The 20,915-nt window shown below is 34.1% G+C and carries 17 protein-coding genes; 10 read left to right on the forward strand and 7 right to left on the reverse strand.

Features of this window, described 5'->3' with window-relative positions:
- Both ABXT06_RS21830 and ABXT06_RS21835 read left to right on the forward strand, forming a co-directional pair.
- Nucleotides 1–371 (forward strand): fibronectin type III-like domain-contianing protein (locus ABXT06_RS21830; RefSeq protein ID WP_354592622.1); only part of this gene is annotated, 371 nt, incomplete at its 5' end.
- 374 nt (nt 372–745) lie between these two features.
- The gene (locus ABXT06_RS21835) at nt 746–1,312 is read left to right on the forward strand and encodes an HdeD family acid-resistance protein (RefSeq protein ID WP_354592623.1); all 567 of its coding nucleotides are present in this window, start codon (nt 746–748) and stop codon (nt 1,310–1,312) included.
- An 87-nt stretch (nt 1,313–1,399) separates the two neighbouring features.
- Here ABXT06_RS21835 and ABXT06_RS21840 read toward each other — a convergent pair whose 3' ends face one another.
- Both ABXT06_RS21840 and ABXT06_RS21845 read right to left on the reverse strand, forming a co-directional pair.
- Nucleotides 1,400–1,735: a DUF5615 family PIN-like protein gene (locus ABXT06_RS21840; RefSeq protein WP_354592624.1), complete on the reverse strand. Its 336-nt coding sequence runs from the start codon at nt 1,733–1,735 to the stop codon at nt 1,400–1,402.
- Nucleotides 1,735–1,965 carry a DUF433 domain-containing protein gene (locus ABXT06_RS21845; protein WP_008468123.1) on the reverse strand — a complete coding sequence of 77 codons (231 nt, stop codon included), beginning with the start codon at nt 1,963–1,965 and terminating at the stop codon, nt 1,735–1,737. The genes ABXT06_RS21840 and ABXT06_RS21845 overlap by 1 nt, the downstream gene beginning before the upstream one ends.
- 158 nt (nt 1,966–2,123) lie before the next feature.
- Between ABXT06_RS21845 and ABXT06_RS21850 the strand changes: the two genes are divergently transcribed.
- On the forward strand, nt 2,124–3,080 hold the full coding sequence (locus tag ABXT06_RS21850) for an aldo/keto reductase (RefSeq protein ID WP_354592625.1): 957 nt from the start codon (nt 2,124–2,126) through the stop codon (nt 3,078–3,080).
- Between the two features lie 168 nt (nt 3,081–3,248).
- Here ABXT06_RS21850 and ABXT06_RS21855 read toward each other — a convergent pair whose 3' ends face one another.
- From ABXT06_RS21855 to ABXT06_RS21875, 5 genes are all read right to left on the reverse strand, one after another.
- The gene (locus tag ABXT06_RS21855; protein ID WP_354592626.1) at nt 3,249–4,535 is read right to left on the reverse strand and encodes a glycoside hydrolase 5 family protein; all 1,287 of its coding nucleotides are present in this window, start codon (nt 4,533–4,535) and stop codon (nt 3,249–3,251) included.
- A 134-nt stretch (nt 4,536–4,669) separates the two neighbouring features.
- Complete coding sequence (locus tag ABXT06_RS21860; protein WP_354592627.1) at nt 4,670–5,860, reverse strand: AGE family epimerase/isomerase; 1,191 nt, start codon at nt 5,858–5,860, stop codon at nt 4,670–4,672.
- A gap of 6 nt (nt 5,861–5,866) precedes the next feature.
- Nucleotides 5,867–7,057 carry a glycoside hydrolase family 130 protein gene (locus tag ABXT06_RS21865; RefSeq protein WP_354592628.1) on the reverse strand — a complete coding sequence of 397 codons (1,191 nt, stop codon included), beginning with the start codon at nt 7,055–7,057 and terminating at the stop codon, nt 5,867–5,869.
- 27 nt (nt 7,058–7,084) lie between these two features.
- Nucleotides 7,085–8,476 carry an MFS transporter gene (locus ABXT06_RS21870; protein ID WP_354592629.1) on the reverse strand — a complete coding sequence of 464 codons (1,392 nt, stop codon included), beginning with the start codon at nt 8,474–8,476 and terminating at the stop codon, nt 7,085–7,087.
- A 37-nt stretch (nt 8,477–8,513) separates the two neighbouring features.
- On the reverse strand, nt 8,514–9,650 hold the full coding sequence (locus ABXT06_RS21875; protein ID WP_354592630.1) for a glycoside hydrolase family 26 protein: 1,137 nt from the start codon (nt 9,648–9,650) through the stop codon (nt 8,514–8,516).
- Between the two features lie 305 nt (nt 9,651–9,955).
- Here ABXT06_RS21875 and ABXT06_RS21880 point away from each other — a divergent pair, with 305 nt between their 5' ends.
- The 7 genes from ABXT06_RS21880 (at nt 9,956) to ABXT06_RS21910 (ending at nt 20,606) form a co-directional block, all read left to right on the forward strand.
- A complete protein-coding gene (locus tag ABXT06_RS21880; RefSeq protein WP_354592631.1) occupies nt 9,956–10,834 on the forward strand; it encodes an AraC family transcriptional regulator in 879 nt (292 codons plus the stop codon).
- A gap of 313 nt (nt 10,835–11,147) precedes the next feature.
- Entirely contained in the window at nt 11,148–14,315 is a 3,168-nt protein-coding gene (locus ABXT06_RS21885; protein ID WP_354592632.1) for a SusC/RagA family TonB-linked outer membrane protein, read from the forward strand.
- Between the two features lie 11 nt (nt 14,316–14,326).
- Entirely contained in the window at nt 14,327–15,889 is a 1,563-nt protein-coding gene (locus ABXT06_RS21890) for a RagB/SusD family nutrient uptake outer membrane protein (RefSeq protein WP_354592633.1), read from the forward strand.
- 20 nt (nt 15,890–15,909) lie between these two features.
- Entirely contained in the window at nt 15,910–16,977 is a 1,068-nt protein-coding gene (locus tag ABXT06_RS21895) for an IPT/TIG domain-containing protein (protein WP_354592634.1), read from the forward strand.
- A gap of 69 nt (nt 16,978–17,046) precedes the next feature.
- On the forward strand, nt 17,047–18,309 hold the full coding sequence (locus ABXT06_RS21900; RefSeq protein WP_354592635.1) for a fasciclin domain-containing protein: 1,263 nt from the start codon (nt 17,047–17,049) through the stop codon (nt 18,307–18,309).
- A gap of 87 nt (nt 18,310–18,396) precedes the next feature.
- Entirely contained in the window at nt 18,397–19,629 is a 1,233-nt protein-coding gene (locus ABXT06_RS21905) for a glycoside hydrolase family 27 protein (protein ID WP_354592636.1), read from the forward strand.
- A gap of 11 nt (nt 19,630–19,640) precedes the next feature.
- Nucleotides 19,641–20,606, forward strand: a complete 966-nt coding sequence (locus ABXT06_RS21910) for a glycoside hydrolase family 5 protein (RefSeq protein WP_354592637.1) — start codon at nt 19,641–19,643, stop codon at nt 20,604–20,606.
- Nucleotides 20,607–20,915 lie beyond the last annotated feature (309 nt).

Consider the following 20,915-nt stretch of genomic DNA (forward strand, 5'->3'; position numbering starts at 1 on the left):
TTGGATTGAGTTATACGACTTTCGATTATAAAAATCTTAAACTTAACAAAACGTCTTTTGCTAAAGGAGAAAATATTCAAGTTAGCGTTGAGGCTACAAATTCAGGAAATTACGATGGAAAAGAGGTTGTGCAATTGTATATTCATGATGAATACGCAAGTATTGTTCGCCCGATAAAAGAGTTGAAAGGTTTTGAATTGGTTAATTTGAAAAAAGGTGAGACTAAAACGGTAAACTTTACTTTAACTGATAAAGAACTTGGCTTTTATAATAATGAAGGTGTTTATTTAGTAGAACCAGGAACTTTTAAAATCATGGTTGGAGGAAGCTCTGATAAAGGTTTGCAAAGTGGGTTTGAAATTAAAGACTAAAAGGTTTTTTGCCACCAAGGTGCTAAGACACTAAGTTTTTTTAATCTCGCAAAGACGCGAAGTCGCAAAGATTTTTGAATAGCCCCTAGCTTTAGCTAGGGGAATAAGATTTGAAGTTAGAAAGGGCTTTAGCCGAACCTACAAAGTTTGGCTAAAGCCCTTTTTGATTGTTTTAAATTTTCATCCAGCTAAAGCTGGACGCTATTAATTTGTTATACTACTCAAGTATTTATATGTCAGTATTTTATTATATAAAAACTATTTTGGTCTAAGCTTTTGTCTTATCTTTGATAGACAGCCAATTAAAAATATTTTTTGGTAATTAAAGGTAAGCTGAAAACTTTATAGAGTAGGCAAGATTTTAAAATAGTATTATGGAACATTCTTTATTTAAAAAAGTGAAAGCAGCAATTGATTATTGGTACATTCCGTTATTAGTGGGAATACTTTTTGTAATCATCGGATTTTGGTCTTTTGCCACACCTGTAAAAGCATATTTAACATTGGCCTTTTTATTTAGTGTGTCGTTTCTGGTCAGCGGAATTTTTGAAATTATTTTTGCACTTTCAAACAGAAAAAAAATGGATAATTGGGGCTGGACACTAGTATCTGGAATTATAGGTTTAGGTGTCGGAATAGTATTAATTGCTAATCCGTTAGTTTCGGTAACACTTTTGCCACTCTATGTTGGACTGGCTATTTTATTTCGTTCTGTAATGGCTATTTTTATGGCTTTTAATCTAAAAAGTTATTCTGTTCCCGACTGGAAAAATCTTTTAGGATTAGGGATTTTGGGACTTTTGTTTTCTTTTCTGTTATTATGGAACCCGGTTTTTGCAGGACTTTCAATAGTATATTGGACAGCTTTTGCTTTCATCGCAAGCGGAATTTTCTATATTTATTTTTCTTTCAAGCTGAAAAGACTACACGATTTAGAATAAAGAATATAGTTTGTTCTTTAACTTCTATAAAACACTAAACCCGACCGATTTCATAAATCGGTCGGGTTTAGTGTTTATGTCTGTTACTTAGTAAATTTCTAGAATCATTAGTTCAGTATTAGTTATAAACGATTCGATAATGTGTTTTTTTGAAAACAAAATTTCAGCAATTTGTTTGGTGTTTTTATTGAAGGTTTTTAGAATTATAACTTTTGGCGGAGCTCCTTTTAAAAGCAATAATTTTTCAAAATCATCATCATGAGTCAAAATAGTGAAATTGTTTTCTTTTGCAAATTCCCAAATTTCAATATCCTTTGCTGGTTGATTGACAGGAATATGATTAGCATGTAAACAATTCAAAAAATCATTTTCAACTAGTTTAATTATTCGCCATGAAATATTTGCATCCAGAAGTAACTTCATTACGCAGCGATTATTTTCGTAATATTTTCTCTGTTAGCAGCAAAACTTAAAGCAGCAAGAATATGCTCTTTCTTTAATTCAGGAAAATCCTCAATGATTTCTTCAAAAGACATTCCTGTAGATAACCATGAAAGAATATCAGAAACACAGATTCTAGTTCCTGTAATTATAGGTTTACCAAATCGAATATCTTGGTTTATCGAAATTAAATTTTGCCAGTTATTTTCCATAATTTTATTATTTAAACAAATTTACAAAAATTAAAATGAATGATATTTTTAATTTTCTCGCAGATTCGGCAGATTTTTTATCTCCTAAATCCGCTAAATCTGTGAGAGTTTTTTCTACCTTTAAAATCTATTAAAACTCCAACTTATAAATTACTACAATGAAATATAACAGATGTGGAAAAAGCGGTTTATTACTGCCTGAGATTTCTTTAGGATTATGGCATAATTTCGGTTCGGTTGATAATTTTGAAAATGCCGAAAGCATTGCCATTGAAGCTTTTGATAAAGGAATTACCCATTTTGATTTGGCGAATAATTACGGACCAGTTCCGGGTTCTGCTGAGGAAAACTTTGGAAAAATATTATGGCATAATTTTCAAGGAAATCTGCGTGATGAAATCGTGATTTCTACAAAAGCGGGTTACACAATGTGGAAAGGGCCTTATGGCGACTGGGGGTCGAGAAAATATTTGTTGTCAAGTTTAGACCAGAGTTTGAAACGAATGAGTATTGATTATGTCGATATTTTTTACTCACATCGTCCAGATCCTGAAACGCCAATTGAAGAAACCATGATGGCTTTAGATCATGCCGTAAGAAGTGGAAAAGCCTTGTATGTTGGAATCAGTAATTATTCTGCTGAACAAACAAGAGTTGCAGTTGATGTTTTAAAACAATTAGGAACTCCATGTTTGATTCACCAAGCTAAATATTCGATGTTGGAGCGTTGGGTTGAAAATGGATTATTAGATGTTTTGGAAGAAAAAGGAATAGGATGTATTGCGTTTTCACCTTTGGCACAAGGACTTTTAACGGATAAATATTTAAAAGGAATCCCAGAGAATTCAAGGGCACATAATCCAAACGGGCATTTGAGAGAAGATGAGGTTACGCAAGAACGTATTCAGAAATTAATTGAGCTGAATGAAATTGCTCAGAACAGAAATCAATCTTTGGCGCAGATGGCTTTGGCTTGGCTTCAGAAAGATAAACGAATTACATCGGTTTTAATTGGTGCAAGTTCTGTAAAACAATTGTGCAATAATATAGATTGTTTACAGAATACTGAATTTTCGCAGGATGAATTGAATGCGATTGAGAGTATTTTATCGTAATAGTTTAAACCTAACAGGTTTTTAAAACCTGTTAGGTTTCCTAAATCATCAATCTTTGATTTTGTTATTCTGTAAAGACACACCGTAGTGCGTCTAACGTATTTTGGATATTCGTTGTGTAGACGCACTGCAGTGCGTCTCTACAGAAAATAGGTATGAATAATTCTTTTATTTCTTTAATTCTGAATTATATTTTTTTACAATTTCTAATGTCGATTTATCTCCATTAAAAACAGAATTTAAACCTTGTGGTTCTTGCGGAGGATCTGTTGTAAACGGTTCTCCCGGATTCCATTTTCCGTCTGGGTGAATTGCTTTTCCTTCACCGCCGTAACCCCAGAAATTGGCTGCTCTTAAAGGGCCATTATTTTTGACACTTTCTGCAACTCTTCCAAAAATATAGCTGTAAAATTGATTTCTGTAAACAGAAGAAGCTCCTGCATTTAGATTTTCATTTTCTCTCGGAAGCCCAAATTCTTCAATGATAATGGGTCTTTTTAGATTGTTTGCCACTTTAATATGATCATCAATATATTTTCCAGCGTTTTCGATGGTTTTTGGTATTGTAGCTTCGGCATTATCAGCTTTAAACCAATTCCAGTTTTTAGGCCAAATATGCATCGTTAAATAATCAATATTCGGATTTTGATGCGTTCTTTCGAAGATTTCCATGCTGTCGTTCGAACTGTTTTTTCCTTCAGAACCTGTAGAAACCAAATGATTTTTGTCTAAACTGTCAATCAAATCCACAATATTGTTAAGCCATTTCGTGAATTTAACTTCATTTTCTACCGTAAAAAGTCTAGGTTCATTTCCGACCTGCCACGACATAATCGTATTGTCTTCGTTGTATTTCTTTTTAGAATAAGCGTTTGTTCTTCCAATAATAAACTTGACATGATTGTTTAAAGCTTCCATACAAGGTTCGCAGCTATGAAACTGTTCTGTATAAGACATAAATTGTGGCCAAGTATTCGGCGGAATATTGGGAACCGGAACTGGACCTTTGCCATTCCATTCTAAATATTGCGACATTCCGCCCGACCATTCCCAGTTATTGGTCAGGTACAAAACGGCGTACATATTTCGTTTACTCATTTCGTTAATCAAGAAATCCAATCCATCCAATAAATCTTCGTCGTATTTTCCTTGCTCATATTGCAACGCTGGACGGACTGTAAAATCGTATTTTCCGCCATCGGCGCCAACTAAAACGCGCAAATTATCGATTCCGTTTTTTTTCATTAAATCCAACTCGCGCAAAAGTCTTTTACGATCGCCTATTTTTTTTGAAGCCAGCATACTTCCGTACCAATAATTGGTTCCGATATAAGCGTACGGTTTATCACCTTTGTAAAATTCATTTCCTTTTACCGTAATTTTTTCCTGCGCCTGACAAGCAATTGCAGTAAAAATTAAGGCCAATGAAAGGGTTTTAAAAAATCTGTTTTTCATAATTTATATTTTAAGGAGCTAATCCCGCTATCCGCTGTATCTTTTATGGTGAACCCCACCATAAAAGGATGCCGCTTCTATCGGGGCTAGGGCTTTACGTTCTATAAGACGTTTTGATTTTTATCTGAAGATTTTTAATTCTCAATTCGATGGATAAGCTCTAAACAAGCTCGACCATTGTGATAGGGACATTTCCAGAATCCTGCTTTGTCTTTTTGTATTACAGAATAATCGGCGTAAACTCCCCAAAACCATTCTCCGTTTTGCGAATCTATAATGTGTCTTTTTATGAATTTCCAGTTTCGGTAAACGATATCCAAATATTCCTCTTTTCCAGTTAATTGATAAGCATTATAGAAACCAATTAAAGCTTCAGCTTGTGGCCACCAATGTTTTTCTGCAATTAACTCATTTTTTTCAGGATCAAATTCGTACCATAAACCACCGTCTGAATCTAAACCTTCTTTGGTTACTTCGGCAATCTGAATAGCATGTTTTTTATAGTTGGCAATTAAAGTTTTATTTCCTGAAATTTCAGCGCATTGCTGCAAAAGCCAAGCTGCTTCAATATCATGTCCGTATGAAATAACGTCTGGCTTTTCTTTCCAGTTTTCATCAAAAAACAAGCGCAAATGTCCCGTTTGGGTATTGATAAAATATTTTTCGATGGTTTCTAATAATTCGATAATAACTGCAAGCAATTTCTCGTCTTTCCAAACTTTATATAAATTCACATAAGCTTCAATAATGTGAAGATGCGTATTCATGGTTTTCTTTTCGTTGGCATCTTTTGCGCTCAGGCGTAAATCTTCAATGGGTTGCCAATCTCTTGTAAAAGCTTCAAAATAACCTTTGTTTATAGGGTCGTAACTATGTTCCTCAATCTTTAGATATAGTTTCTTAGCAAAATCTAAAGCTTTTTCTTCATTTGAAATCGAATAATATTCAGACAATCCGTAAATCGCAAAGGCTAAAGCATAAATCTGATTTTTGGTGTCTTTTGGAGTTTTATCCTCATTTATGCTCCAAAAAAGACCTCCAAATTCGGTGTCATAAAAATAAGCTGCGAGATACTCAAATGCTCTTTCTGCCAGTTTTTTGTGGTTTTCGTTTTTTGTGGTTTTATAGCTGGCAGAAAACGTCCAAAGAATTCGGGCATTTAAAACCGAACCTTTTTCTGCATTGGCAATGAGTTGATCATTAAAATCAATTTGACCAACAAAACCTCCATTTCGATCGTCAATAGTACGTTGCGACCAATAGTTAAGGATAGAATCCAGTTCTGCTGTTAGTTCCGATTTTAAAAGCTTTCTTTGTAATGACACGGTATTTTAGATTGCGTTATTTTTTTCAATTTGATTAATGATTGTTTGCACTGAGCCTGCTGAAATAAAAGTATCGGCAGGAGTATTAATCACATAATCCACCAACTTATCAACAGTAGAAACTGCTACGTGCATTCTTGTATCTGATGAAGCATAATAAATATAAACTGTTCCGTTTTCATCTTCAATCCATCCATTTGAGAATAAAACATTCGAAACGTCGCCAACTCTTTCAATACCTTCAGGTCCCATAAAATGTCCAGCTGGAACGTGAGTTACTTTCGAAATATCATTCAAATCAGTCATAAACATATACAAAGTATAACGTAACCCAGCAGCGGTGTTGCGAACTCCATGTGCTAGATGCAACCAGCCTTTTGAAGTTTTAATTGGAGCAGGACCCAAACCATTTTTCAATTCATAAATGGTATGATATTGCTTTCCAAAAATAATTTTTTCGTCTTTAACAATCGGGTTTTTCATGTCATCTATATACCCTAAGCCAATTCCGCCACCTGAACCAACATCAATGAAACCATCTTGCGGACGTGTATATAAAGCATATTTTCCGTTTACAAATTCTGGATGTAAAACAACATTTCGCTGTTGTCCAGTATTAGAAATTAAATCTGGAAGCCTTTCCCAGTTTACTAAATCTTTAGAACGCACAATTCCCGCATTGGCAACGGCAGAACTTGTATCTCCTTTTGGAGCTTTTGGATCTTTTCTTTCCGTACAGAAAATTCCATAAACATAACCGTCTTCGTGATTAATCAGACGCATGTCATATACGTTGGTATCAGGATCTTCAGTTTGCGGAATCACGCAAGGTTTGTCCCAAAACTTGAAATTATCAATTCCGTTTGGGCTTTCGGCAATTGCAAAAAACGATTTTCTGTCAATTCCTTCTACACGAACGGCAAGTAGATATTTTCCATTCCATTTCATTGCGCCAGCGTTGAAAGCGGCATTTACGCCAATTCTTTCTTGCAAAAACGGATTTGTATTTTCGTTAAAATCAAAACGCCAGTTTAACGGAACATGAGCAGCAGTAACAACAGGATTTTTGTAGCGTTCGTAAATGCCGTTTCCTGCAATTTCTTGTGGTTGATTTTTTTGCTCAATCAGCGTTTTATGTTCTTTTTCTAATGCCGATTTTCTTTCTTGAAAATTGACTGAAGATGTTATTGTTGTCATATAATTGATTTCTATGTCTTTATTTTTTTATTGATTTTGATCTCTTTTTTCGTTTAAATCTTGTTCTATAATCTGTAATTTTTCTTCTGATAAAGGGTAAAATGCTATAAAAGCGACTGAGATTGCCGCGGCTATTGCTGGTAGTATACTTAACATTAATTGAATTCCGTTTTGAGCTGTTGCAGTTTGTTCAACATTAGCTTGGAAACCAAAGTAGCCTAAAAGCCATCCTGCTCCAGCGCCGCCAATGGTCCAACCGAATTTTTGCGACATAGATGAAGCTGAGAAAACCAGACCTGTTGCTCTTCTGCCTTGTTTCCATTCAGAATAATCGGCGCTGTCAGCGTACATTGACCAGATTAATGGGAAAATACAACCCGCACAAATACTGATTAAAACTTGAAAACTCATGATTAAGAAAACATCTTCTTTTCCGAATAAATAGAAAACAAGACTTAAAATTGTTGCTAAAGCCATTGCTCCAGAAAAGGTTTTCTTTTTACCGATTTTATTCGCAATAGGAGTTGCAATGATGACTCCGATGATGTTTGCCGCTTGTCCAAGAACCAAATAAATTGATGTTGGCGTCATATGAAAATCGGTTCCGAAAAGTGAAAAATCGAAATTGACAGAACTGCTTACATAGTATTTGAAATAATAAACTGCGGCTCCATCTCGGATAGAATTGAATACTAAAGCTCCAATTCCAGCTCCAAGTAGAATCCACCATGGTTTATTTTTCCAAAGATCTTTTAAGTCTTCTTTCAGATTATTCTGTTCGTCTGCAATTGGTTTGATTCTTTCTTTGGTGAATGCAAAACAAGCCCAGAAAAAGATAGTTGTAATGAATCCGAAAACAGCGATTGTTGCCAACCAGCCCGATTTAGAATTTAGATTTCCTCCAAAATAATTTACCAAAGGTTCAATTAGCCAAAGAGCCAATAAACTTCCTCCGAAAGCAAAAACCATACGGTAAGATGAAAGTGTATTTCTTTCTTTTCGATCAGAAGACATTACGCCCAAAAGTGAAGCATAAGGGACATTGATTAAAGAATAAATCATCATCATTAGCGAATATGTTACATAAGCGTAGATGATTTTTCCTTTTTCGTTAAAATCAGGTGTGTAGAAAGTTAAAACTCCAATCACGGCAAAAGGTATGGCAACCCAAAGAAGATAAGGTCTAAATTTTCCCCATTTGCTTTTGGTTCTGTCGGCTAGAATTCCAACAATTGGGTCAAAGCAAGAATCCCAGATTCGAGTAATTAAAAACATGGTTCCCACTACGGCAGGCGCTAATCCGAAAACATCGGTGTAGAAAAAGAGAAGATACATGCTGAAGATTTTCCAAAACATAGATGAAGCAGCGTCTCCAAGACCGTAACCGATTTTTTCTTTTAAACTAATTTTGTCGTGCATTGGTTATTTTTTAAGATTGTGATTTATTTTGGGGCAGTTATTTTAATTTTTTCTGAATGTCTTTTTCAAATATAGTTCTATCTAGGTTATAAAAATCGACAAAATCCTTCTCGCTCACTTGTCCTGAAAATGGGGCATAATAATGCATTTTTTGCTCTTTTTCCTGCCATCCGTGGTTTCTCCATAATAAGACATAAGAAATCTTATAATCTCCAATAGCTTTTAGTAAAGTTCCTGTCCACCATTTTGGATCTGGAATCGCTTCGTAACCTGCTTCGGCTAATGCCATTGGTTTATTTTTCTGTTTGCAGATTTCATTTAAGATTTTAAATTGCTTCTGAACTTCACTAATGAATTTTTCGCCACTTGGATCATCATTATTTTGGTAAGTGTCAAAACTTAAAATATCAGCATAATTATCTCCAGGATAATTGGCTAAAAAATCGGCTTCACTGCCAAAACTTCCTGTATTGTACACATATATAAGATTATGAACGCCTTTTTTCTGAAGATAATCGAAGGTGAATTTCCAAGCCGTTTTAAATTCTTCTGGTGTGCAATTTCCTTTTCCCCACCAAAACCATCCGCCGGTAAGCTCATGAAAAGGTCTAAATAGAATCGGAATGTTTTTTCCGTTTTTATCTTTTAATGACAAGAAGAAAGCCGCGGCTTTGTCTAGCCAAGAAGTGTATTTTTTATGATTTTCTGCGCCCGGCAAAATTGTTTTTAAAGAATTCGGAACATTATTCCAAGCATCTTTTCCTGTAGCAGGATTGTCAAAATGCCAGCTTATGGTTGAAATTCCGCCTCTGGCATTTGCCTCTATAATATATTGTTTCATTTTAGCAAAAGGAACACCATCTATATTGTTTGGTTTATCATTTTCTAAACCTGCAATATCCCAACCGTAAACAGCTGGATAATCGCCAGCTACATCTTTTACATCGCTTCGTCCGTCTTTATATTTCCATTTTACGCCGTAAGCTAGATCATCTTGGTGTCCAAATAGAAAACCTTTTTGTGATAATGTATTTAGGTTCTTATATAGAGTTTTGGTTTCTGAAGTAGCTTTTTTATCTGAAAGTGATAAAATTGTATTACTAGGTTGTTTCTGAGATTGGCACGAAGTACCTATTAATAGGCTTGCTATAATGATGATAAAATGGTTTTTCATTGTTGGATTGTTAGTTGTTAATGGGCTAAATGCTAAAGATACAATGATTTACGATTTTGAAATGTATTGAATATTTTACTCGAAAATTCTTTAGCGTTTTACCTCTAAAATTATTAAAACTATAAAAAGTTGTTTAATAAAAAATGATTAATGTTTATTATCAAACCCCTTTTTAAAGAAATGATAATTTATTTTTCAAAGATAATTGGATGAATATCGTGTAATTAATATTATTTTATCAATTATATATCATATTATTGCAGTCAAAAATTAGAATAATACTTTCCTGAGAAATACTTTTTAATATGAGTAATACGAAAAATTTTTATAGAGAAATTGCTCCGCTTGCGGCAAGTGACAGCTTTTTGGTCTTTGATCGCGTAAAGGACAATTTTGATTTTCCGGTTCATTATCATCCTGAATTTGAAATTAATTTTATTCTAAATGGTAAGGGAGTAAAGAGAGTTGTAGGAGATAATATCGAAGAGATTGACAATGTTGAATTGGTTTTGATTGGTCCGAATTTATATCATGGATGGGAGCTGAATAAATGCGCAAATAAAAAAATACATGAAATAACGATACAGTTTCATAATGATCTGTTTCATGAATCTTTGCTTGCAAGACGTATTATGAATCCGATTCGAGATATGTTTAACAGATCAATTCATGGAATTCTTTTTTCTAAAAAAACCGCAGAAGAGCTGACTCCAAGACTTGTGAGGCTTTCAAAGTTGGATGGTATGGATTATTTTTTAGAGATTACTTCTTTATTATATGATTTGGCTAATTCTAGAAATCAGCGTCTGCTATCTGCTTATACGGTAGATTATGATACGTTTGATGATTATGATAAAATGAAATTGGTTTACGAATATGTGCAGAAACATTTTGCTGAAAAAATTACTTTAGAAGATGTGGCTAATGTGGCCAGTATGTCTATTATTTCTTTTAACCGATTTATTAAAAAACGCACCGGAAAAACTTTTGTCAATTATATAAATGATATTCGAATTGGCTATGCCGCACGTTGGCTGGTTGAGAAAGATATGAGTGTTTCTGAAGTAGCTTTCAAATCGGGCTTTAATAATATTGCAAACTTTAATCGCAGTTTTAAAGCAACAAAAAACTGTACGCCAAGTCAATATCGTGAAGAGTTTTCAGGTTTGAAGCGTATTTTATAGTGATACTTTTTTATCATAAATAAATATTATTTTTAACGAAAACGTTTGCTTTTTCGTTTTTCATTGGTTTTTATTCATTTGTTAGGTTCTTTTAGAGTGCGGTTGTTGCGAATAATTTAATTTTTATATGATTTTATTTTCATATATGTTTTTTTAATCGCTTACAGTAAAAATATTATCATTAAATGATATAATATTATCGATTTGATAATGCTCTCTGTTATAGATTTGTTAAATAATTTAAAAGTAAAAATTACCCTGGCATTTACTTTAGGATTATGAAATAAACAAATTTAACTAACCAAACATTATTATGAAAAAACTAATGACTAGCTTCATTCATTGGATGGCTGACCACAGAGCCGTTCCTTTGATATTATTTTTGTTACTGACCAGTAATTTTATTACAGCTCAGGTAAAGGTTTCTGGTACAGTATCTGATGAGAAGGGATTGTCTATTCCTGGTGCCAATATCGTGGTTTCGGGTACAAAGAAAACAGCCTCGACAGATTTTGATGGAAAATATTCTATAGATGCACCTGCAAATTCTACTCTTTCTATTTCATTTATTGGATACGTTACGCAGACAGTCAACGTTAAAAATGGAGGAGCAATCAACGTTATTTTAAAACTAAGCGCTGAAGATTTGCGTGAAGTATTGGTAAACGTAGGATATAGAAGTGTAAAGAAAAAAGACTTGACAGGGGCCATTTCTACAGTTACCGCCAAAGATATTTCAGACTCTCCACAAGTATCTGTAGATCAATTGTTGCAAGGACGTGCTGCAGGGGTGACAGTTACGAACAACTCTGGACAGCCAGGAAGTAGTGTGTCTGTTAAAATACGTGGAACGACTTCTATTTCTGGGACCAATGAACCATTGTATATTATAGATGGTATTCCGATTTCTGGGGATGCTGCTAATACCGCTACAGGAGGTTCTATTGTTACAGGATATTTGGGTACAAACACCGGAAACGTAACATCAAGTCCTATAGCATTTTTAAATCCTAATGATATCGAAACAATGGATATTTTGAAAGATGCGTCTGCAACTGCTATATATGGTTCTAGAGCGTCGAATGGAGTTGTTATCATTACTACAAAAAGAGGTAAGAAAGGAACAGGAAAAATTACTTTTGATTCTTATTTTTCTATTCAAAATGTAACTCGTTTACTAGACACTATGACTTTGAGCCAATACGCGGCACAGCAAAATGCTTTGGCTGCTGTTTACGGTGTGGCGCCGAGAGATGAATTTGCTGTTCCATCTGTTTTGGGTAAAGGAACAAACTGGCAAGATGAGATTTATAAAACGGCCATAATGAACAATTATCAAGTTTCGTTTTCAGGTTCAAAAGACGGTACTAACTATTACATTTCAGGAGGTTATACCAATCAGGAAGGTATTGTTATTGGTTCTGGTTTCAAAAGATATAGTTTCAAAACAAATGTTGACAGTAAGTTAAAAGATTGGTTGACTGTTGGGGTGTCTGTTGGAGCAGGTGTAACAAATGAAGATATTACAATCAATGGCGCGAGCAATGGTATTATCAGTACTTCGATTTTATCTACTCCAGATGTAGCTGTAAAAGATACAAATGGCAATTATTCTGGTCCGCCTGCTGATGGATCAATAGGTGTTTGGATCAATCCGGTAGCTTCGGCTTTGATGAACACCAATAAGTTGATTAAGAAGAACTTTATAGGAAATTTTTATGCCAATTTTAGAATAGCAAAAGGACTTGAGTATCGTTTTGACTTTGGAGGATCTACTAATATAGACAATTTTGAAGGTTTTCAGCCTACTTATAAATGGGGCTCAGCAGTTAGAGAAACCAACATGCTAACAGAAAGAGCAAATAATTGGTATGGACTTAACATTAAAAACGTTTTAACTTATAAAGCAGATGCTGGTAACCATCATTTTAATGTTTTAGCTGGTCAAGAGGCAAATGATAGTCATTGGTTCGGTAATTCGCAATCTGTTTCAGGATTGTTAAGTAACGATATTCATTCTATTAGTTTAGGAGATCCTGATTCAATTACTGCTTCAGAATATAAAGGAAGCTCTGCTTTATACTCTTTCTTCGGATCTTTTAACTACGATTACGATAACCGATATGGTTTACAGGCAACAATGAGAGCTGATGGAAGTTCTAATTTTGGTCCTGGTGAAAAATGGGGTTACTTTCCTTCGGTTTCTGGTTATTGGAAACTTTCAAACGAAAAGTTTATGGAAGGAACTAAACAATACATAGATAATATTAAGTTTAGAGGTGGATATGGTGAGACTGGAAACCAGAATATTGGCGGAGGTGGTTATATGAGTACTGTTCGTGCAATAAAATCGGCAATGGGTAACTTCTTTACAGTGAATAATATCGCAAATCCAGATTTAACATGGGAAACTTCTAAACAAACCAACTTTGGTTTAGATTTTACATTATTCAATTCAAAACTTCAAGCAACATTTGATGTGTACAAAAAAGAATCTGAAGGATTTTTATTTGTGTTGCCATTGCCGTACTACGTTACAGGTACAGATGCTTATCAAGGAGGTTTAGGAGCGCCAAGCGTAAATTTAGGAAGTTTAAGAAACCAAGGTTTCGAGATGACTTTAGATTATAATGAAAAGTTTGGAAAGGATTTTTCATGGAACTCAAAAGTAATTTTCTCTACGAATAAAAATAAGTTGTTGAGCTTGCAAGATAATTTTGATTTGACAAAAGACGTAATGCTTAATGATTATACGACTAAAGCAGTAACTAAAACTGTAGTTGGCCAGCCAGTGGGACAATTTTACGGATATGAGACGGTTGGTATTATTAGAACAAATGAACAATTGGCAAATGCTCCAATTCCTTTTACAGGAAATAAAGCAGTAAAAAGCCAATTGGGAGATGTGGAGTATGTAGATCAGAACAAAGATGGTTTGATTGACGATAAGGACTTAACCTATATCGGTAATCCGGCACCAAAATTTACTTACGGATTTAATAATACATTTAAATATAAGAATATTGATTTAGGGGTCTTTTTGCAGGGATCTTATGGCAATAAAGCAATGAATTTAACAAGACGTGCAGGTACTAAAAACCAACGTTTGTATGAAAATCAATTGGCAGAAGCTGCAGATTTTTGGACACCAGAAAATACTGATGCAAAATATCCAAGACCTGATGGAGGAGACGGACATCCAAATATTGCAATATCAGATCGTTATGTGGAAGATGCTTCATACTTAAGAATTCAGCAAGTAACTTTAGGTTATAATCTGCCTTCTGATGTGATTTCAAAAGCTGGTATCAGTAAATTAAGATTCTACTTCGGTATTCAAAATCTTTACACATTTACTAAATACACAGGTTATGATCCAGAAATCGGATCTTACAACCAAGATCCATTATTGTCAGGCATTGATTCAGGGCGTTACCCAACCAATCGTAGTTTTACTTTTGGATTGAATTTAGAATTTTAATTACTACTCTTATGAAAAAATATATCAATATAAAGACCTTAGTTTTATTCTTAACGCTAGGTTTGGCAACTACTTCTTGCAGCGAAGATTTCTTGGATCGCCCATCTGAAGATAGTTACAGCAGTGACCAGTTCTATAATACTGATGAGCAAGTAGCAAGAACTACTTATGGTATGTATGGTGCAATGTGGGCTCCTTATTATACTAAGAATTTTTACGCATTGGCAGAGTTATCTTCAGGAAATTGCTTGGCTTATGCTGATGGCCCAGAGCTGATTCAGTTTAAATTGACTTCTGATAGTCCAATATTGTTAGATCCATGGAGAGCTTGTTTTGCAATCATAGCACAATCGAATAACTTAATTAACAATATTGAAAAAAATGCCACTGCAGAAGTGAACAAGGCTGTAATTAAGAATACTATTGCAGAATCGCATTTTTTTAGAGCGATAGCCTATTTTTATTTGGTTCGTTTGTATGGTCCAGTGCCTATTATTGAAGATAATTTGGCTTTAGCAAAAGATCCAATGGTAAACACAAATAGAATTGAAGACGTTTATACCTTTATTGAAAACGATTTGAAATTTGCTGCTGCAAATCTAAAATCAAAAATTAGATCTAGAACTCCTGGTGGAGAAAACATTTTTGTAACTCAAGGTTCTGCTGAAGCATTTTTGGCCAAAGTATATTTATATGAGAAGAAATATGCGGATTCTAAATTAATGGCTGAAAAAGTGATTAACTCAGGAGAGTTTGGATTACTGCCAAATTTTGCAGATTTGTTTTTGACAAGTAAAAACAATAATGAAGAATCTATTTATTCTTGGCAATGGTCGGGTGCTATAAATACTTATGGAGGAGGAAATTTCTCTAATATTCAATACGGTTTGGATATTTTGAATGATAATGCTTCGTACGGTGCTACTTATGTGCCAAGTAATGATGTTCAAGATGCTTTTGAAGTTGGAGATTTAAGAAGAAAAGAATCTTTTATGATCTATGGAGATTCTTATCCTAACATTAAAGGAGATGGTGTTGTAGGTTTTGTTATGGATAAAACCAAATATCCTGATGCATTAGCCAATACAGGAGCAGCTGTTAAGAAATATGTGGTAGGGCAAGTTACTAGTGAGACTGGGCCAGCTGACGGATGGGGAGGAATGAATAACTGTAATTATATTATGCGTTATGCCGATCTTTTATTAATTCATGCCGAAGCAATTATGGCGGGAGCAGATGAAACTAGTAATGCCGCAGCGAAAGAATCCTATAATAAAGTGAGAGCGAGAGCAGGTTTGGGTATTCTAGATAGTAATGTGCCTTTAACAAAAACAGCTTTATTTCATGAGCGTAGAGTTGAATTTGCTTTTGAAGGAGAATTTTGGTTCGATTTAGGAAGACTGCCACGTCAGGAAGCGATCAATATAATTTCTCAGCAAGATAGAGGTTTCGATTCTCAGGGAGTAATACATTACACGCCAACGCCAACTGATTTTATTTATCCAAAACCAGATATCGAAGTTAGAAAAAATCCAAAATTGAAAGAGGCACCAGTTCCTTACACTTTCAAATAATTTTTTAAAAGTAAATCACTATGAAAAATATAAAAAATAGAATAGTATTGAAGTTGTATTTTCTGGCTTCGATTTCAATTTTACTGTTAGCTTCCTGTTCAAATGATGATTCGGCAAGTTCTTCCGGAAAGCTTGAAGTAACAGGTATCAGCAGGTCTGTTGTTGACGATCCTTTGGTTGACGGAGATAGAGAAGTGGATGTTCCTACAGAGGTTATTAATGCAGGAAATTATTATATCATCAGAGGATCTGGTTTTGCTACATTAAGATCAATTTCATTTAATGGATTGGAATCTTATTTTAATCCAACATTTGTAACAGATAATGCTATTGTGGTTTTAGTGGATCAAAAGACTCCTTATTACAACGAAATGGATGAAATGAAGATTGTTACTAATATAGGTACCTTAAACTATAAAGTAGCCATTAGGCCGCCAAGTCCAAATATTACAGGATTTCCAATTAATCCTAATCCTGGAGATATAATCACAATTACAGGAGAATATTTTTTACGTCCTGTTGTAAATTTTGGCGAAACTGCTGTTGAACCGATTTCATCAACATTGACAGAAATTAAAGTTAAAGTCCCAGATAATATTCAGTATAAAAGTTTATCTATCACTAATGTCTCGGGTACAACTGTTGCCAGCCAGTCTTTTGGTTCTGCTATTTATGATGATGCATTCACATCTTTATCTAATTATAATGGTTTATGGGATGGAACCAATCCTTATGATAAAGCTTATGATAAAGATGTTGCTCAGGGTAGCAAATGTATTTCTTGGGGACCAAACCAATGGAATGGGTTATACATTGGTATTGATAATTCGAAATTTGATATTTCTAAATACAAAGGGTTTAGAGTGAGGCTTAAAGGACAAAACCCAGGTAAAATAGGGATAATTCTTAATGGTAGTGATAAAATTAAACCAGTTTATGACTTTGGGTCAACTTGGACTTATGTAGAAATTCCATTTAGTGCACTAGGGGATCCGACTGAATTAAAAGAATTTACTCTACAGGAAATGGGAGGTAAAGCTGGCGGAAATGTAATTTATATAGATGATCTAGGTCTGATATTAAAATAGTAAATAAGATTTTATAAAGTCCATAGCACTTATAAAAGATTCTTTTAATAAAATATAAAAAGAAAATATATGAGAATAATATATAAACTAAAAAACATAGCGATTTGCATGTTTTTGATTGGGTTGGTTTCTTCCTGTGATGATGCTATCCCTGAAGTTGGAGGAGCCGAACAAAAATATAATACTGCATACGGGCTGCTTAAGCAGAATAGTAACTTAACAATATTTGCAAAAGCAATAGAATTAGCGGGTTTGGAATCAACATTGAATACAATGGATGATTATACCTATTTTGTTCCCAATGATGCTACTTTCGATGCTTATTTAGTATCTAACGGCTATGTTAATGATTTAGGTTATCCTGATGTTACATTGGTTCCTGTTGCAGATTTGAAACAACTTGTTTTAAGTCATGTTATTAAAGGTGTTAAAAAAAGAGTTGCTAAACTCGATGGGGTACAAGCGGATTATTTAGAAACGGGAGATTACGCTACAATGGCAAATGCAGAAAATCCTGATTTGTATTTATTGAATATCAATGTAGCCAATAATGTATTAAAAGTTAATGGATCTGATAAAGCGGCGCCAGGATTAGATTATTACGGAACAAATGGTTTTGTGAATGTTTTAAGCAATGTAATTGAATTAAGCCCTCCAGCTCCAGTAATTACCGGACTATCTCAAGTATTAGCATCTCCAGGAGATGTTATTACAATTACAGGTCAAAATTTTGTAAAAGTTAAAGACGTTAAGTTTGGTGCTACGTCAGCTACATTTACTGCAGTTTCTAAAACAGAAATTAAAGTAACTGTTCCAAACGATTTTGATTCATATGCTCTTATTGTTGTTGAGACTGATTTTGGCGTATCTGCTCCAAGTAGTATTGGTCTTAAATATTTGCTTTATGCAGATGATACATCAAAAATTAGTTACCAGTGGGATTGGGGAGGTAGTTTTGATATGATGAATACTGAAAATGTAAGTCGAGGCACTCATTCTATTAAGAAAGTAACAGGGGCTTGGTCTGGTTTTTATATCGGGTTTAAAGAAACTCTGAATACTGCCGATTATCAATTCCTTAAAATATCGGTATACGCGACTGAAAGTACTAAAATATTAATTAGTATACATAGTAAAGCAAATGACGATGATGCTTTAGGAACTACTGTTCAGCTGGTTGCAGGACAATGGAATAACATTTCAATTCCGATGTCAGATTTGAAACTGGATAAAGTGGGAGCTACATTTAATAATGTGTTCATAAAAGAATACTCAGGGATTTCAATTACTCCAGGAAATACGATCTACTATGATGATATAGGATTTTTGTAAAATAGTTTGTTTTAGTTAGTTTAAAAATGTTCCCTGATTGAAAAATTGGGGAACATTTTTTTAAAATATTTTTAAATTAGAAAAAAAATGAAAAAAGTCATTTTACTGTTTGCTTTTAGCATAACAAGTTTTGTTTTCAGTCAAGGCAACACACATAAGCAACAAGCTGGAAAATTTGAAGGATTGGCAATGACACCTCCAATGGGATGGAATTCGTGGAATACCTTTGCAACCAATATTGACGAAAAATTGGTAAAAGAAACCGCAGATATTATGGTTTCTTCGGGTTTAGCGGCTGCAGGCTACAATTATATTGTTTTAGATGATGGTTGGATGACACACGAGCGTGATGCAAATGGTGATTTAGTGCCAGATCCAGAAAAATTCCCAAACGGAATGAAAGCGCTTATAGATTATGTGCATAGTAAAGGGCTGAAATTTGGCTTGTACAATTGTGCGGGAACAAAAACCTGTGCAGGTTATCCTGGAACAAGAGGTTACGAATATCAGGATGCCAGATTTTATGCAAAACTTGGAATTGACTTCCTAAAGTATGATTGGTGCAATACAGAAGGAATTACGGCAAAAGAAGCTTATACAACAATGAGCAATGCCCTAAAAACTGCTGGAAGGCCAATTGTTTTCAGTCTTTGTGAATGGGGAGACAATCAGCCGTGGGAATGGGGAAAGCCAATCGGAAATCTTTGGAGAATATCGGGAGATATATATCCATGTTTTGACTGCGAATTCAAACATCCAGAAAATTGGTCTTCTTGGGGATTCATGAAAATCGCCGATATGAGAAAAGATATTCGTAAATATTCAGGGCCCGATCATTGGAATGATTTTGATATGATGGAAGTTGGAAATGAGATGAACGATATCGAAGACAAAACCCATTTTGCAATGTGGTGCATGCTTTCGTCGCCTCTTTTTACTGGAAATGATTACAGAAAAATGTCAAAAGAGACTTTGGCAATTTTAACGAATAAAGAACTTTTAGCTGTTAATCAAGATAAACTTGGAATCCAAGGATTTAAATATGCTATTTTAGATGGAGTAGAAGTATGGGTAAAACCACTTTCAGATGGAGCTTGGGCAGTAAGCTTTGTCAACAGAACCGAAACTTCAAAAAAAATCAATTTTGATTGGAAAAAAAACAACATCAAAGATGCTGATTTTGGATATGAAGCTGATTTTAGTAAAACCGTTTTCAAAATAAAAGATCTTTGGAAAAACAAGGAAATCGGAAATACAAAAAAAGCTTTTACGGCTGAAATAGCTTCGCATGATGTTGTTACTTTAAAACTAATCCCTTAAAACAATACATTATGAAATCAAAGTTTTGGTATGCCACCTTTTTGCTTTTGCTGTTTATAAATGTTTCAAAAGCACAATTTGTAAAAAAGCATGGGCAGTTAAGTGTTCTTGGAACACAGCTTGTAGATAAAGAAAATAATCCAGTTGTGCTCCGCGGACTGAGTTTTGGATGGCATAGCATGTGGCCGCGATTTTATAATGAAAAAGCAGTAAGCTGGTTAAAAAAGGATTTTAATTGCAATGTAGTTCGTGCCGCAATGGGAATCGAGCTTGGAGATCATTCTTATATTAATGATCCGGAATTTTCTAAAGAGAAAATAGAAGCCGTTATTAAAGGAGCAATAAAAGAGGATATATACGTAATTATAGATTGGCATAGTCATAATATAAATTTGAAAGAAGCCAAACAGTTTTTTGCAGAGATGTCAAAAAAGTATGCCAAGTATCCTAATATTATATATGAAGTATTTAACGAGCCTGATTATGAAACTTGGTGGGAAGTGAAAAATTATGCAGAAGAAGTAATTCGTGTCATTCGCGAAAATGATCCTAATAATATTATTCTAGTCGGTTGCCCGCATTGGGATCAGGATATTGATCTTCCGGCCGAAGATCCAATAAGAGATTATACCAATATAATGTATACCATGCATTTTTATGCAGCAACGCATGGCAAAGAACTGAGAAATAGAACAGATCTGGCTATCAAGAGAGGCTTGCCAGTTTTTATTTCTGAATCTGCTGGAATGGAAGCTTCTGGAGATGGCCCTCTAAATTATAAAGCTTGGCAAGAATATATAGACTGGATGGAGTCTAAAAAACTGAGCTGGATTACTTGGTCTGTATCCGATAAAGACGAAACTTGCTCTATTTTAAAAAAATCGGCTAAATCTGATGGAAAATGGAAAGATGAAGACTTGAAAGATTCTGGAATTAAAGTCCGTGAATATTTAAGAAAATATAATAAAGAAGAGTAAGTCAATTGAGGTCATTTTTACAAAAGCCCGTTCAGTTAAATGAACGGGCTTTTTTTTTGAATTTTTACTTTTTTTCCGACTATTAAAAGTGTCTTCTATGTCTTAATGGAAGATGTTTTGTAAGGGATTAATTTGTAAGAATTTTGTTTTGATAAAACTGTTCTTTTATTTTAATGTTTTATAAATGATTGATGTTGTTGTTTTGTTTTTAAATTATTCAATACCCTATTTTTTTAGGGGGTGTATTTTTGTTTTTAGTGGTTTTGTGTCTTTTTTGTTCTAATTTTTGTAGTAATTTTTACTTTAACC

Origin of the sequence: Flavobacterium sp. UW10123 (genome assembly GCF_040538975.1) — a bacterium.
Lineage (GTDB): Bacteria > Bacteroidota > Bacteroidia > Flavobacteriales > Flavobacteriaceae > Flavobacterium.

Coding starts and splice junctions, on each gene's coding strand:
- ABXT06_RS21835 (WP_354592623.1), top strand. CDS start 746: ATGGAACATTCTTTATTTAAAAAAGTGAAAGCAGCAATTGATTATTGG.
- ABXT06_RS21840 (WP_354592624.1), bottom strand. CDS start 1,735: ATGAAGTTACTTCTGGATGCAAATATTTCATGGCGAATAATTAAACTA.
- ABXT06_RS21845 (WP_008468123.1), bottom strand. CDS start 1,965: ATGGAAAATAACTGGCAAAATTTAATTTCGATAAACCAAGATATTCGA.
- ABXT06_RS21850 (WP_354592625.1), top strand. CDS start 2,124: ATGAAATATAACAGATGTGGAAAAAGCGGTTTATTACTGCCTGAGATT.
- ABXT06_RS21855 (WP_354592626.1), bottom strand. CDS start 4,535: ATGAAAAACAGATTTTTTAAAACCCTTTCATTGGCCTTAATTTTTACT.
- ABXT06_RS21865 (WP_354592628.1), bottom strand. CDS start 7,057: ATGACAACAATAACATCTTCAGTCAATTTTCAAGAAAGAAAATCGGCA.
- ABXT06_RS21870 (WP_354592629.1), bottom strand. CDS start 8,476: ATGCACGACAAAATTAGTTTAAAAGAAAAAATCGGTTACGGTCTTGGA.
- ABXT06_RS21875 (WP_354592630.1), bottom strand. CDS start 9,650: ATGAAAAACCATTTTATCATCATTATAGCAAGCCTATTAATAGGTACT.
- ABXT06_RS21880 (WP_354592631.1), top strand. CDS start 9,956: ATGAGTAATACGAAAAATTTTTATAGAGAAATTGCTCCGCTTGCGGCA.
- ABXT06_RS21885 (WP_354592632.1), top strand. CDS start 11,148: ATGAAAAAACTAATGACTAGCTTCATTCATTGGATGGCTGACCACAGA.
- ABXT06_RS21890 (WP_354592633.1), top strand. CDS start 14,327: ATGAAAAAATATATCAATATAAAGACCTTAGTTTTATTCTTAACGCTA.
- ABXT06_RS21895 (WP_354592634.1), top strand. CDS start 15,910: ATGAAAAATATAAAAAATAGAATAGTATTGAAGTTGTATTTTCTGGCT.
- ABXT06_RS21900 (WP_354592635.1), top strand. CDS start 17,047: ATGAGAATAATATATAAACTAAAAAACATAGCGATTTGCATGTTTTTG.
- ABXT06_RS21905 (WP_354592636.1), top strand. CDS start 18,397: ATGAAAAAAGTCATTTTACTGTTTGCTTTTAGCATAACAAGTTTTGTT.
- ABXT06_RS21910 (WP_354592637.1), top strand. CDS start 19,641: ATGAAATCAAAGTTTTGGTATGCCACCTTTTTGCTTTTGCTGTTTATA.